This is a genomic window from Bariatricus sp. SGI.154 (assembly GCF_050313795.1).
Lineage (GTDB): Bacteria > Bacillota > Clostridia > Lachnospirales > Lachnospiraceae > CAMBRQ01.
The window spans coordinates 31184-45131 of sequence record NZ_JBNPMC010000015.1 but is presented as its reverse complement, the minus strand read 5'-3'; the positions used below and the strand labels follow the sequence as shown (position 1 = coordinate 45131).

Sequence of the window (13948 nt, the reverse complement as noted above, 5' to 3'; positions counted from 1 at the left end):
AGGATGACTATATCATCATAAACAGAAGCACGGTGTTATTTCACCAGCGGATGGAACGGTCGAGTCCCATAATGGTAGTGACTGCACCATCGTTTTTCATGCTTGCCCAGATTAAAGATTAGGGAGTTGATACTGGAAAAATATAATGAAACAGCCTAAAACTAGTTGCGATAACAGAAGAATTCGGCTAATATGGAAGTGCAATAAAAAAAGCCGAAGGGGAGCGGAGAATTATATTGTTCCGATATGGACAATATAGAGTTTTCTGGGAAGGACAGGATTATCGATCTGTTAATATTGGGAATGCGAAGGGGGGAACGTTTTGAGGATATCGGAACCTATATGTGGCATGGATTATGAATTATTATTAAATGAAATTCTGAACATCGGAAAAGAGATGGTAAAAAGCGGTGCGGAGACGGATCGTGCAGAGGACAGTATCTATCGGATGATTGAAAGTTATGATGTGGAGCAGTGCAGTGTATTCGTAATACAGAGCAACATTCAGGCGACGATCAGACCGACAGGCGGGCATTATATCACGCAGGTCAGGAGAGTACACAGGACGGGATTTCATTATGACAGACTGGACTATCTGAATAATCTGTCCAGATACATATGCAGGAATACTCCATCAGTGGAAGAGATCCGTGAGAAATATGAGGAAGTCATGAACCGTAAGCCGCAGCCTATGTATCAGAAATACTTGTCGGCAATCCTGGGCGGCGTTGGGTTCGGCGTGTATTTTGGCTGTGATCTGGCAGATACCATTGTCGGAATTCTCATATGCGCGTTGATAGAAGTATATTTTGGCAGTATGCTTGAAAAGAAAGAGCAGAACCTTGTAGTGTATAACATTATCATCGCCTTTTTGTCCTCGGCGGCGGTATTCTTAGTTGCTAAGTTGGGACTTGGACATCACCCGGATCGGATCGTACTGGGACTTAACATGGTACTGATAAGCGGGCTGGGCGTAACGAATGGAATCAGAGATATCTTGAATCGGGCTTATCTGTCAGGGATATTGAATGTAGCCAATGCATGTCTGGGTGCAATAGCGATTGCGTGTGGTACGGGTCTTGCTATGGTTCTGTTCGAGGGAGATATGTATGAGATGTATATTGCACCGAGTATTATTGTGCAGTTGGTTACTTGCGGTGTGGCGAGCATGGGATTCGCAATGATGTTTAAGGCGTCGGTTCTGCATTCCGTCTATGCAGGGATTGGCGGGCTGATTAACTGCGGCTGTTATCTGCTTGTACAGCATTTTAATGGGAACAGTTTTACCGCAGTTATGGCAGGCGCGACTTTTGTAGCGGCATATGCGTATGCGATGTCAAGATTCCACAAGGCACCATCGACGATTTTTCTGACGACTGCGATCATGCCGGTGATTCCGGGAGCGACATTGTTTTACATGATGCATGGAGTTGTGCAGGCAGATTATGCATTAGCGAAACAGCAGACCATCTTATTGGGACAGACTTGTATTGCGATTGCATTTGGTTTCCTGCTGGTAGAAATTGCGACCCGTTATGTGGGGGAAAGGATGAAAGCCTTATGATCGAGTTGAATGAAAATGCGATTGCCTATATGAAAAGACTGGGATTTGCAGATATTGTTCTGGACGCGACATTGTATACCAGTTGATGTGCGCCTCCGCGTACGGAGGTATCAGTAGGTTTTACTGATAAGAAGAAGGAGTATTATATTAGCCGGGGATATCATTGTGATGAGAGTGTGATGGGGAAGGTGTATTATCCTGCTCAAGGTGTACGGACAGAGGAGCAGATTGTGGTTCGTTATATGGAATATCCGTGGATCAGTACATTCGAGGTGGAGGGAATCCAAGTGATTCCGCCTGAAAAGGAAGCGGATGAGCAGCCGGAGGACTCTATGCAAAATAACAATAAGGATGGCTTTATAAGATGAAGAAAGATACGCATATATTAAAAAAACCGCTGGTTGTCTGTGCGGTTGCGCTTTTGTGCTGCACATTGTGGGGAAGCGCGTTTCCAAGTATCAAGATTGGATACAGGCTTTTTGGCATTCAGGGAGAGGATACGATGTCCCAGATGCTGTTCGCGGGATACAGGTTTACACTGGCAGGTGTGATGGTGATCCTGATTGGCAGTTTTCTAAAGAAAAGTTTTATGAGACCGAAATCATCTTCGTGGTTCATGGTAATCAAACTGGGGGCAGTGCAGACGATATTCCAATATGTTTTCTTTTATATGGGACTGGCACATACGACAGGGGTAAAATCTTCGATTATTACGGCGTCTAACGTATTCCTGGCTATATTTTTGTCAGTTTTGGTATTTCGGGAAAGATTATCTGTCGGGAAATTCTTAGGCTGCCTTGTTGGATTTGCGGGAGTAATTCTCATTAATCTGACCGGAGGGAAGATGGATATGAATCTGTCTTTGGCAGGAGAAGGTTCCATGCTTGTGTCGGCATTTGCATCGGCACTTTCTTCGGTGATGATAAAGGGGTATTCCAGCCGGGAGGATACGTTCACGCTTTGTGGATATCAATTCTTCTTTGGCGGGATTGTCCTGTCTATGATTGGATGGATCTGCGGAGGAAGGGTGACTGGATTTACAGGGGTATCGACGCTTCTGCTGATCTATATGGGACTGATCTCGGCGGTAGCCTATTCACTATGGAGCATTTTGCTAAAGTACAATCCGGTGGGGAAAGTGGCGGTATTCGGATTCGCCAATCCGATTATTGGCGTGATCCTCTCGGCTTTGTTGCTTGGGGAAAAGAACCAAGCATTTACACTTAAGGGGTTAGTGGCGCTTCTCTTGGTATGTATCGGGATTGTGATGGTGAACCGTGGGGAGAAGTGATAGAGAGAAGAGTAAAATGAAAAGGAGGAAGACAATGAGGGAACAGTTATCTGAATTAATGAAGAAAGTATCGGCAGAGAATGGTGCCAGGTTTAAACCAGAGGTTCAGTTGAGCGAAAAGGTGATTAAAAACGCATTAGCATCTTATGGCAGTGTATGCAGCAGAAGCGATATTGTTGGCATATGGGATACGACTCTTATGGGAAGTGGAAAAGGGGGATATATTCTGGCAATAGACGGATTATATGGCTCGGATTTTGATAAATTACGCAGCAGTAAAGTGAAGAAAGTCCCATTTAAGGGATTATGTGGTGTTCGTCAAAGTGGCGTGAAAGATGCGTTTATCACTGCTGCGTATTAGGATGCGAAGGAACTTGTCATATACGTCGGGCGTGTATATATGGCAGCGATACAGGGAGTATTAGATGGCGTTATTGCTATCAATAATAAGGCAGCCGAGCAGGAAAAAAACAAAGAAAGTGTGGCTGTAAATTCCAAGAAGAAACGGAAGCCAAGGCAAAAACCTGAGCCAAAGAAAGAAGTAAAGCCGGAACCAAAGAGGGAAGTAAAGCCAGAGCCAAAAGAGGAAGTGAAGCCAGAGCCAAAAAAGGAGGCGAAGTCGAAACCAAAAAAGGAAGTAAAACCAGAGCCAAAAGAGGAAGTAAAACCAGAGCCAAAAAAGGAAGCAAAACCGAAACCGAAGAAGGAAGTGCAGACAGAGCAAGAGCCGGGAATAAGTAAGAAGGTGGAAAGTAAAGAAAAGGAGCAGCAATTAAATCTGAATGAATGTTATGTGCAGGGAATGGATCTGTACATGCTTTTTGAATATGATCAGGCATTTCCACTGCTGAAGTATGTATGTGATCATATTTCTCCTAAAGAAAAGAAATATGCAGATGCACAGAATGCTTTGGGTTGGATGTATGAGGAGGGCAAGGGAGTTGAGGAAAATCTGGATATGGCGCTTCGATATTATTTATTCTCTGCTGAAAACGGAAATGTGAATAGCAAGTACGGATATATTCGCATGGTACAAAGACGTGAGGAAACAGAAGAGGAGCGCATGCAAGCAGTGAGATATATCGGACAACTCGAAAGTATTAAGGTCATTGTTGAGGATGAGTACCGCGAAGGATTGGAGTTGTATAAAAAGAGAAAGTTTAAGAAGGCATTTGAATCTTTGCTTATAGCTGCAGAGGGCGGTTATATGGAGGCACAGTATGGTGTGGCGACGATGTACCAGGCAGGACAGGGGACTGCCGTGGATGATGCAGAAGCATTGAAATGGTTCCTGAAAGCAGCAGCACAGGGACATGCGGAATCCCAGTTTGAATGCGGCTGTATGTATGAAATCGGGAAAGGAACCCAAAGGGATGAATCAGAAGCGTTGCGCTGGTTTCTGCGGGCGGCAAAGAGAGGGCATGTTGAATCTGCGTATCTGTGCAGTGTTCTGTATATGGATGAGGCGACCCCACAGAGTGATCCTGAAAAGGGTATGTATTGGCTTAAGATAGCGGCAGAGCATGGAAGCAAGAATGCGAAAAGGAAGTTAGAAAATTTGTGATTTGCAGAAGCGTATAATTGTATTAGCGGGCGGAGAAACGGAAGTTCCTTCGCCCGTAGTAGTTGCCATAGCATCCGAAGGGAACCGCACGTGGCAGATCCTGTAGGTTATGGATGAAATGTGCTAAACAAGTTCCGCGATTCTTGACACCCCCACGTATACCTCGGAAATTTTAAACCAGGTTGAATAGTCTACGATCCCAGTTGCAGGAAGACCGAATACGGACTGGAATTTTTTAACGGCTGCTTCCGTTGCAGGACCAAAGATTCCATCTGCAGTAACTCTTGGTATCGCAGGATATGCACTGGAGATAACGGCAAGCTGTTCCTGCATTTGCCTTACTTTGTCACCGGAAGAGCCTTTGGTCAGATTATATCCCGGCCAGGAAGAGGGGATGCCGGAGATGGCTTCTGCGGTATTGATATACATGTCTTCGCCGTAATAGTAGCGCAGGATCTCGATGGCGGAGTAGCCTTGCTCGCCTAGGGAACAGGATCCCCACTGTGTCATCCAGTTTGGACATTGCACCTGTCTGCCGTCGCAATACTGTGTCAGGATTGGCTGGCGTACGTTCGGGCGTGAGAGATAATCAGCAAAAAGTTCGTCTACGATAACAGAGATTGTATTGAATATATTACGTTCCGGAATCCATTTGTGGTCGAATGCAGTAGAAGAGGTAATGGTAAAATCATATCCTTGATTCCGATACCACTCCGTATATACCCGGTTCAAAGTAAATGACATAATCGCAAGCACATTCGCCCGAATCGTATTCGCGGGCCAGGTGGCATAGATCTCGCTGGATGCCACATTCTTGATATAGTCTTTATATTTGACATAATAATTCTGAGCAGTGGAATCCCGTGGACTTCCGTCATGGACGACAATGTATTCCGGGACCACTACGCGGCTTAGAACGATCTCGCCTGTCTCGCTTACTGGCTTAATCTCATCTTCCGGTATTTTCGGCGGATAGGTTCCATATAATGTATGTGCAGGGATAACGAATACTTCCTCAGAGGGACGCGTGGTATCCATAGGTCTGAGGGCTATGTTCTGGATGGCAGTGACGGTAGGAAGGATCTCCGCGCCGGCAATGCTGACAGGTTCGAATCCCGGGGCTTCTATCTGGAGTGTATATTCTGAGTAGGGCTGTTCTTCGATGTCAGGATTCAGGCTGTAGTCCAAAGGAGGAGCATCCAGTTCGATGGCCTCCGTCTGACCGGAGGAATCAGTGGTAAGCTGTTCTAGCTGGCTGTCGGGAACGCCGGTGTATGAGATGGATATCGTGGCATCTGCTACCGGGTATGCATTGACTTCGGAAGTAATATTGATCTGCAGTCTGCCCTTATCAGGGGTATCTGACTGACTTGCTTTCATATCATTCATAGAAGTACCTCATAGAAACTCTCTTACAGTTATGATATGATAATGTAAAGAAAGCGTTACTAAGATTGTATAATAAAGGAGCGTTCATGAAGAGAAAGAGAAGACGAAGAGGCTGTATACATACGATTATAGTATTGGTGTGTGTGATATGCATTGGAATGTCAGCACTTGTATTGCTGCATACCACTGGTCTGGGATCGGGGATGGTTCGGGGAATTGAAGATGAGCTTAAGAAACCGCAGGAGATTCCCTATCAGAAGACAGTAATTGCGGAGGAAGTATTTGCCGGCAAATATTATTATCAGAAGTTAGGAGAAGAAGATCGGCAGGCATATCAGGAGATTCTTCAGGGAGTACAGGAGTATGTATCAGAGATATATATCCATGCTTCGGATGCCGATAGGGCTAATGGACTGCTTCAGTATGTGCTGAAGGATTTTCCGGAGGTTTTCTGGTGCGATGGCACGGCAACAGCCACTTCGTATGAAGGGGATGAGCCGTATACGGTGTTGAAGCCTGTCTATGCATATGATGAGGTGGCAAGGGCGGCAATGCAAGATGAGATTGAGGTATCCGTATCAGAATGCCTGGCTGGTATATCGGCAGAAGATACAGAGTATCAGAAGATTCTGTATGTCTATGAATATATTGTGAATACGGTAGATTATGATCTGGATGCTTCGGATAATCAGAATATCTATAGTGTTTTTGGCAATCATCGTTCCGTCTGTGCGGGGTATTCGAAGGCAACGCAGTATCTGTTGGAACGGCTTGGCATATTCTGTACGTATGTAACCGGAACGACCAGCGGCGGACAGAATCATGCATGGAATCTGGTTATGTGTGATGGAGACTATTATTATGTGGATACAACATGGGGAGATCCGGTCTTCCAGGCAGCAGAGGGAGAAGAGGTGAACCGTCTGCAGAATATCAGTTATGATTATATGTGTTGTAATGATGCGGAACTTCTTAAGAATCATACGCCGGATGCAGATGTGGAACTTCCGGCATGTACGAAATCAGATAGAAACTACTATGTAATGAATGGTATGTATTATGATACTTATGACAGTTATACGGTGCTTCAGAGGATGAATGAGGTGATTGCGGCAAAAGGGAATCCGGTGGTGTTGAAGTTCTCAGACGGTGGAGTCTATGGGCAGGCACATGATGACGTGTTTCAGAACGTAGTGAAGAGTGCGGCGCAGAATCTTGCGGAGTGGTATGGACTTACGGAAGTAAAGTATCAGTATATGGATGAGCCGGAACTCAATAAGATTACAATTTATTGGCAGTATGAGTAAAAAAGAAAATGTCTGAAAATTTCCGAAAAGAGTAGAAAAAGTTGTGTAAATGCATAGTTGAAAAAAGAAAGATTTTGTAGTATAATCTTTACAATTTGTGGAGACGAGGGTGTCTTAAAACATGTATGATAAGAAGGGGGCAGTTGTGCATGCACATACTGCCTTTTTTACGGGGAAGATACCTGGTCTTGAATAATCAGGAAGGGAATAGGTGAATATATGAAAGCATTTCTTATATTGGAAGACGGAACCGTCTTTACGGGAACCAGTATAGGTTCGACACGAGATATGATTAGCGAGATTGTGTTTAATACTTCAATGACAGGTTATCTTGAGGTATTAACTGACCCTTCTTACGCCGGACAGGCCGTTGTGATGACCTATCCATTGATTGGCAATTATGGAATTACGCCGGATATGGAATCGAAGAAGGCATGGCCGGATGGCTATATCGTAAGAGAATTATCCAGAATGCCAAGTAATTTCCGTTGTGAAGGCAGTATTCAGGATTTCCTGAAAGAACAGGATATTCCGGGAATAGCCGGAATTGATACCCGCGCGCTGACCAAGATTCTTCGCGAGAAGGGTACGATGAACGGAATGATTACTACGAATGAGAATTACGATCTTGAAGAGATTCTTCCGAAACTGAAATCTTATGTGGTGGGGGATGTAGTCTCTAAAGTTACCTGTGATAAGAAATATGTCTTAGAAGGCAGTGGCCCGAAGGTTGCATTGATGGACTTCGGAGCGAAGAATAATATTGCCAAGTCTCTGAATCAGAGAGGATGTGAAGTGACGGTCTATCCGGCTTTTACATCTGCTGAAGAAATCATTGAATCTAATCCGGACGGAATCATGCTCTCCAATGGACCTGGCGATCCGTCAACCTGCGTATCTATTATTGAAGAAATCAAGAAGTTATACCATACAGATATTCCGATTTTTGCGATCTGCCTGGGACATCAGTTGATGGCTCTTGCAAATGGTGGAAAGACTTATAAATTAAAATACGGACACCGCGGAGGCAACCACCCGGTGAAGGACTTAAGCAATAACCGTGTATATATTTCTTCACAGAATCATGGCTATGCAGTGGATGCATCTACGATTGATCCGGAGATTGCAGAAGCAGCATTCGTGAATGTCAATGATGGAACCAATGAAGGAATGGCATATAAAGGAAAGAACATCTTCACCGTGCAGTTCCATCCGGAAGCATGCCCGGGACCGCAGGATTCCGGTTACTTGTTCGATCGTTTTATGGATATGATGAAAGGAGCGAGATAAATGCCTAGAAATAAAGATATTAAAAAAGTATTGGTAATTGGCTCCGGTCCTATTGTCATTGGACAGGCAGCAGAGTTTGACTACGCAGGAACGCAGGCTTGTCGTTCCCTGAAAGAAGAAGGGCTTGAAGTTGTTCTTCTGAATTCCAATCCGGCAACGATTATGACGGATAAGGATATTGCAGACCGCGTATATATTGAGCCTCTGACGGTGGAAGTGGTAGAACAGTTGATCTTAAAAGAGAAGCCGGACAGCGTCCTCCCAACCCTGGGCGGACAGGCCGCTTTGAACCTTGCTATGGAACTTGAGGAAAATGGCTTCCTGAAGCGTAATAATGTGCGTCTGATCGGAACGACTTCTGAGACAATTAAGAAGGCGGAAGACCGTCTGGAATTTAAGACGACTATGGAGAAGATCGGTGAGCCTTGTGCGGCATCTCTGGTGGTTGAGACTGTGGAAGATGGTATCAGATTTGCAGAGGAGATTGGATTCCCGGTTGTGCTTCGTCCGGCATATACTTTGGGCGGGAGCGGCGGCGGTATCGCCCATGACAGAACTCAGTTGGTGGAGATTCTGGAGAATGGACTTCGTCTGTCCCGTGTTGGACAGGTGTTGGTGGAGCGTTGTATCGCCGGATGGAAAGAGATTGAGTATGAGGTGATGCGTGACAGCAATGGCAACTGCATTACCGTATGTAATATGGAGAATATTGACCCGGTTGGTGTGCACACTGGTGACAGTATCGTTGTTGCACCTTCACAGACTCTTGGGGATAAGGAGTATCAGATGCTGCGTACTTCTGCGCTGAATATCATCAGTGAGTTGAATATTACTGGTGGGTGTAATGTTCAGTATGCGCTGCACCCGGAGACATTCGAATATTGTGTGATCGAAGTGAACCCTCGTGTCAGCCGTTCTTCTGCGCTGGCCTCTAAGGCGACGGGATATCCGATTGCCAAGGTTGCTGCTAAGATTGCACTTGGATATACGCTGGATGAGATCAAGAATGCAGTTACTAAGAAGACGTATGCAAGTTTTGAGCCGATGCTGGATTACTGCGTTGTAAAGATACCAAGACTTCCGTTCGATAAGTTCATCAGCGCGAAGCGTACGCTGACCACGCAGATGAAAGCGACCGGAGAGGTTATGAGTATCTGTGATAATTTTGAAGGGGCTCTTATGAAAGCCATTCGTTCTCTGGAGCAGCATGTGGATAGCCTATTGTCTTATGATTTCTCTCATTTATCAAGAGAGGATTTGTTAGAGGAACTGGCAGTAGTAGATGACCAGAGAATCTGGAAGATTGCGGAGGCAATCCGCCGCGGCATCTCCTATGATCAGATTCACGAGATTACGAAGATTGATAAATGGTTCATTGATAAGATTGCGATTCTGGTAGAGATGGAGCAGTCCCTGAAGGCATGCGCGCCGAAGGTTGCAGCAGGTAATGTTGGACTTGATAAGGAACTTTTGAAAGAAGCGAAGCGTCTGGAGTTCCCGGACAATGTAATCGCGAGACTGACTGGTCTTGATGAGCGTAAGGTTCATGACTTAAGACATGAGTATGGAATTACGGCTTCTTATAAGATGGTTGATACTTGTGCGGCAGAATTCGCAGCCGAGACACCTTATTATTATTCTGTATTTGGAAGTGAGAATGAGGTGGCAGAGACTTCTGGCAAGAAGAAGGTGCTGGTGCTTGGTTCAGGACCGATCCGTATCGGGCAGGGAATCGAGTTCGACTTTTGTTCCGTACATTGTACATGGGCATTTGCCAAAGAAGGATACGAGACGATTATTGTAAATAATAACCCGGAGACGGTTAGTACTGACTTCGATATTGCGGATAAATTGTATTTTGAGCCGCTGACACCGGAAGATGTGGAGAGCATCGTGGATCTGGAGAAGCCGGATGGAGCAGTTGTGCAGTTCGGCGGACAGACGGCGATCAAACTGACAGAGTCTCTGATGAAGATGGGGGTGCCGATCCTTGGAACTTCTGCAGAGAATGTTGATGCGGCAGAGGACCGTGAGCTGTTCGATGAGATTCTGGAGAAATGTGGAATCCCAAGACCGACCGGAGGCACCGTATTTACCGCAGAAGAGGCGAAAGAAGTTGCGAACAGACTGGGATATCCGGTACTGGTTCGGCCTTCTTACGTGCTTGGAGGCCAGGGAATGCAGATTGCAATTAATGACCACGATATTGATGAATTTATCGGTATCATTAATCGGATTGCACAGGATCATCCGATTCTGGTAGATAAGTATCTGCAGGGGAAAGAGATTGAAGTAGATGCCGTATGTGACGGCGAGGATATCTTGATTCCTGGCATTATGGAGCATATTGAGCGTGCCGGAATCCATTCTGGTGACAGTATCTCCGTATATCCGGCACAGAGTATCTCTGAGAAGACGAAGCGTACGATTGAGGATTATACGAAGAAACTGGCTCAGTCACTGCATGTAATCGGACTGATCAATATTCAGTTTATCGTGTGTGGAGAAGATGTATACGTCATCGAAGTGAATCCGCGTTCCAGCCGTACGGTTCCATACATCAGCAAGGTGACGGGAATCCCGATTGTACCGCTGGCAACGAAGGTAATTATTGGAAGCAAGATCAAAGACTTGGGATACACGCCGGGATTGCAGCCAGAGGCAGATTATTTTGCTGTAAAGATGCCGGTATTCTCCTTCGAGAAGATCCGTGGCGCAGATATCAGCCTTGGACCAGAGATGAAGTCTACGGGAGAATGTCTGGGTATCGCTAAAACGTTCGACGAGGCGCTTTATAAAGCTTTCCTTGGTGCAGGTATCAAACTTCCAAAGTACAAGAATATGATTATGACTGTACGTGATGAGGATAAGGAAGAGGCAGTAGAGATTGGGCGTAGATTCGAGAAGATCGGCTATCGTATTTTTGCGACAAAGGGTACGGCAGAGGCACTGAAGGCAGGCGGAGTGAAGGCAAATGCGGTTAATAAGATCGAGCAGGAATCTCCGAATCTTATGGATCTGATCCTTGGTCATAAGATTGATCTGGTTATTGATACGCCGCCGCAGGGAGCAGACAGATCCAGAGATGGATTCGTGATCCGCAGAAATGCGATCGAGACGGGTGTGAATGTGCTGACAGCGATTGATACGGCAGAGGCATTGATTACCAGTCTGGAGAATACGGATATTAAGAAATTGGCGTTGATTGATATTGCGACGATATAGGGGAATTTAGTTTAGTAAGAGTTGGATGAAGAGTGGACGGCACAGAGGGCAGATGGGGTGGTTCCACACCGGGATCAGTCGCCTACAAGCCGTAAGTTCAAGAGAGGCATGGAACCGTCCCATCTGCCCTCTATGCCTGACATTCTTTGGGGGGAACTCTTTATAAACTGTGGGGGATTCCTGGTGAGGATGGGTGTGGAACGGTGTTGGCTGGTATCTATATGGAAAAGTGGATTTACATACCTTAGCGTAGAAAAACTCGCCTTACGGTATGTAATATAGTGCAGATCATAAGCCGGTCTATGCGCATACCTGTCAACTAATTTAGAAAAGTACATCTGCTATATACAATGACAAAAAATTGCAGACAAAGCATATTACCTTCATTAATCTGTGTCTTAAACACGAAATTCCTGTTTACTTCATGAATATAAATCCGTTCCACTCCTAATCTGTTACCCATCCCATACCCTTCCTCCCACATCCCCGCCAGGAATCCTCTCCGTTCATGAAGAGTTACACATAAGAATGTCAGGCAGAGAGGGGTAGTATGGCAGTTCATATCCGTAGAAGAACCGTACAATCCGTTGGTAAAAAAGAGGTCTGAAATCAGGATGAATTCTGTGCCACAAGCACAGAATTCAAGAATGTCTGAGTCGGAAAAATCTTTCAGATTTTCTCCGACGATTACATTCGATTCCTGATTCCAGACCTCTTTTGAACCTACGAATTGTAGGCGATTGGAGTCGGATATGAACTGCCATACTGTCCCTTTCTGCCGTACACTCCACATATACTCTTCAAGAACTAAATTCCCATATTTTAATCATTTCACCCTCATAATGCGTTATCTTATATAGGGGACGCCCTTTAGAGAGACTTAGGAGGAAGAATCTTGACGCGCGAAAAGGAACTATTGAAACAGATAAAGAAGGGAGATGCTTCCGGATTCGAGGAACTGGTATCTATGTATTACAGTGATATTTTCAGATTCTGCATTTATCATTGCCCTGATAAAGAGACGGCAAAGGATGCAGTACAGGAGACATTTCTGAAGGTATTCAGGTATTTTCCCAGGTATCAGAACCAGGGAAGATTCCGGGCATTCTTATATATAGTGGCAGCAAATACATGTGCGGACATGTGGAGGAAGCGAAAGGATGTCTTGCCGGAAGAAGAAATGGAAGATTTGGAGTATCAGGAGATGGGATATGCACGGACAGAATCGGAAGTTATCTGGACTCCTTATCTGATGGTAGCGGCAGAATTGGTTGAAGTTCCTGTATTCCTGTGGCTGACGGTAAGAGCATATTGTAAGCGTGAAGCAATTTAAAAACGTAAATAAAAGCAACTTTTTTGTTGACAGACTTAAAAAGGTATGTTAAGATACCCTTCGTTGTGAATTGTAACAAATTCGTAATAATTGTAATAAAGTTGAAAAAAGTTGAATATACTTTATTAAAACAATGTTAAACATTGCAATTATAGGAGGGTATAAAATTGATGATAAAAAATAAGAGACTGAATTCGATGTTCATGTTTTTTTCGGCATGTTCTCTGATGGCGGCGGGATTCACCAGCCAGGCAGCCTCTTTGCAGCCGGAAACTCAGGAGGTAACAAGTATTGTCAGCAGTGCGGAAGTTGCAGCAACTGACGAACAGATGAATGCTTTGCAGACTGCACCGGTGGAATTCGTAGCGACAGCAGTAGAGACAGTAGAAGCAAGTCAGCAGAAAGCAGCAGAGGAAGCAGCAAGAAGAGAGCAGGAAGCAAAGGAGCAGGCTGCAAGGGAACAGGCAGAACGAGAGGCACAGGCATTAAGAGAACAGCAGCAGGCACTTCTTGCATCCATCATCTTCTGCGAGGCGGGAAACCAGCCATATGAAGGTCAGGTTGCAGTTGGCGCGGTAGTTATGAATCGTGTGAACAGCGGAGTCTATCCGAATAGTATTGAAGAAGTGATCTATCAGAACGGGCAGTTTGGCCCGGCATCTACCGGATGGCTGGACAAGGTAAGGAATTCCGGCGGATATACGGCGACAGCCATGCAGGCGGCAGCCGATGCACTTGCAGGAGCGAATCCTGTGGGAGGATGCCTGTATTTTGATAAGGGCGGATATGGAATGAAGATAGGAGATCATTATTTTCATTAGAATTCAAAAAGGGACACGGCAAATCGAATCGGGGACGGGGGAAATTGAAAAAAACCCCGTCCCCGATCTGTTAAGAATTTCTGAAATTTTCTGAAGAAATATCAAAAATAGTACACATAAATGTAAAAATCTTGTACACTGTATTTGAAAAAGCCAAGGAGAAG

12 protein-coding genes are annotated in these 13948 nt (G+C 45.1%); 10 read left to right on the top strand and 2 right to left on the bottom strand.

Annotated elements, in window-relative coordinates:
• The first annotated feature begins 322 nt into the window (after positions 1-322).
• From ACQRBN_RS08680 to ACQRBN_RS08660, 5 genes are all read left to right on the top strand, one after another.
• The gene (locus ACQRBN_RS08680) at positions 323-1564 is read left to right on the top strand and encodes a threonine/serine ThrE exporter family protein (protein WP_427738611.1); all 1242 of its coding nucleotides are present in this window, start codon (positions 323-325) and stop codon (positions 1562-1564) included.
• Between the two features lie 179 nt (positions 1565-1743).
• A complete protein-coding gene (locus ACQRBN_RS08675; RefSeq protein WP_427738610.1) occupies positions 1744-1932 on the top strand; it encodes a hypothetical protein in 189 nt (62 codons plus the stop codon).
• Positions 1929-2855, top strand: a complete 927-nt coding sequence (locus ACQRBN_RS08670; RefSeq protein ID WP_427738609.1) for a DMT family transporter — start codon at positions 1929-1931, stop codon at positions 2853-2855. Before ACQRBN_RS08675 ends, ACQRBN_RS08670 begins: the two co-directional genes overlap by 4 nt.
• Before the next feature lie 34 nt (positions 2856-2889).
• Positions 2890-3216: a hypothetical protein gene (locus ACQRBN_RS08665; protein ID WP_427738608.1), complete on the top strand. Its 327-nt coding sequence runs from the start codon at positions 2890-2892 to the stop codon at positions 3214-3216.
• Positions 3217-3255: 39 nt separating this feature from the next.
• Positions 3256-4419: a hypothetical protein gene (locus tag ACQRBN_RS08660; RefSeq protein WP_427738607.1), complete on the top strand. Its 1164-nt coding sequence runs from the start codon at positions 3256-3258 to the stop codon at positions 4417-4419.
• 123 nt (positions 4420-4542) lie between these two features.
• Here ACQRBN_RS08660 and ACQRBN_RS08655 read toward each other — a convergent pair whose 3' ends face one another.
• Positions 4543-5808: a peptidoglycan-binding protein gene (locus ACQRBN_RS08655; protein WP_427738606.1), complete on the bottom strand. Its 1266-nt coding sequence runs from the start codon at positions 5806-5808 to the stop codon at positions 4543-4545.
• An 86-nt stretch (positions 5809-5894) separates the two neighbouring features.
• Here ACQRBN_RS08655 and ACQRBN_RS08650 point away from each other — a divergent pair, with 86 nt between their 5' ends.
• The 3 genes from ACQRBN_RS08650 to carB all read left to right on the top strand — a co-directional run bounded on the left by ACQRBN_RS08650 (position 5895) and on the right by carB (position 11630).
• Complete coding sequence (locus tag ACQRBN_RS08650) at positions 5895-7115, top strand: transglutaminase domain-containing protein (RefSeq protein ID WP_427738605.1); 1221 nt, start codon at positions 5895-5897, stop codon at positions 7113-7115.
• Between the two features lie 219 nt (positions 7116-7334).
• Positions 7335-8405 carry a carbamoyl phosphate synthase small subunit gene (locus ACQRBN_RS08645; protein WP_427738604.1) on the top strand — a complete coding sequence of 357 codons (1071 nt, stop codon included), beginning with the start codon at positions 7335-7337 and terminating at the stop codon, positions 8403-8405.
• On the top strand, positions 8406-11630 hold the full coding sequence (gene carB, locus ACQRBN_RS08640; RefSeq protein WP_427738603.1) for a carbamoyl-phosphate synthase large subunit: 3225 nt from the start codon (positions 8406-8408) through the stop codon (positions 11628-11630). It abuts the gene before it with no gap.
• A gap of 319 nt (positions 11631-11949) precedes the next feature.
• Here the strand turns inward: carB and ACQRBN_RS08635 are convergent, their stop codons facing one another.
• Positions 11950-12423, bottom strand: a complete 474-nt coding sequence (locus ACQRBN_RS08635; RefSeq protein WP_427738602.1) for a hypothetical protein — start codon at positions 12421-12423, stop codon at positions 11950-11952.
• 102 nt (positions 12424-12525) lie between these two features.
• Between ACQRBN_RS08635 and ACQRBN_RS08630 the strand changes: the two genes are divergently transcribed.
• Both ACQRBN_RS08630 and ACQRBN_RS08625 read left to right on the top strand, forming a co-directional pair.
• Positions 12526-12963 carry an RNA polymerase sigma factor gene (locus tag ACQRBN_RS08630; RefSeq protein ID WP_427738601.1) on the top strand — a complete coding sequence of 146 codons (438 nt, stop codon included), beginning with the start codon at positions 12526-12528 and terminating at the stop codon, positions 12961-12963.
• A gap of 170 nt (positions 12964-13133) precedes the next feature.
• The gene (locus ACQRBN_RS08625; RefSeq protein ID WP_427738600.1) at positions 13134-13784 is read left to right on the top strand and encodes a cell wall hydrolase; all 651 of its coding nucleotides are present in this window, start codon (positions 13134-13136) and stop codon (positions 13782-13784) included.
• Positions 13785-13948 lie beyond the last annotated feature (164 nt).

Bases quoted from the DNA above. Each gene is read 5' to 3' on its own strand.
- ACQRBN_RS08635 (WP_427738602.1), bottom strand. From the start codon at position 12,423: ATGTGGAGTGTACGGCAGAAAGGGACAGTATGGCAGTTCATATCCGAC.
- ACQRBN_RS08655 (WP_427738606.1), bottom strand. From the start codon at position 5,808: ATGAATGATATGAAAGCAAGTCAGTCAGATACCCCTGATAAGGGCAGA.
- ACQRBN_RS08675 (WP_427738610.1), top strand. From the start codon at position 1,744: ATGGGGAAGGTGTATTATCCTGCTCAAGGTGTACGGACAGAGGAGCAG.
- carB (WP_427738603.1), top strand. From the start codon at position 8,406: ATGCCTAGAAATAAAGATATTAAAAAAGTATTGGTAATTGGCTCCGGT.
- ACQRBN_RS08625 (WP_427738600.1), top strand. From the start codon at position 13,134: ATGATAAAAAATAAGAGACTGAATTCGATGTTCATGTTTTTTTCGGCA.
- ACQRBN_RS08670 (WP_427738609.1), top strand. From the start codon at position 1,929: ATGAAGAAAGATACGCATATATTAAAAAAACCGCTGGTTGTCTGTGCG.
- ACQRBN_RS08650 (WP_427738605.1), top strand. From the start codon at position 5,895: ATGAAGAGAAAGAGAAGACGAAGAGGCTGTATACATACGATTATAGTA.
- ACQRBN_RS08665 (WP_427738608.1), top strand. From the start codon at position 2,890: ATGAGGGAACAGTTATCTGAATTAATGAAGAAAGTATCGGCAGAGAAT.
- ACQRBN_RS08660 (WP_427738607.1), top strand. From the start codon at position 3,256: ATGGCAGCGATACAGGGAGTATTAGATGGCGTTATTGCTATCAATAAT.
- ACQRBN_RS08645 (WP_427738604.1), top strand. From the start codon at position 7,335: ATGAAAGCATTTCTTATATTGGAAGACGGAACCGTCTTTACGGGAACC.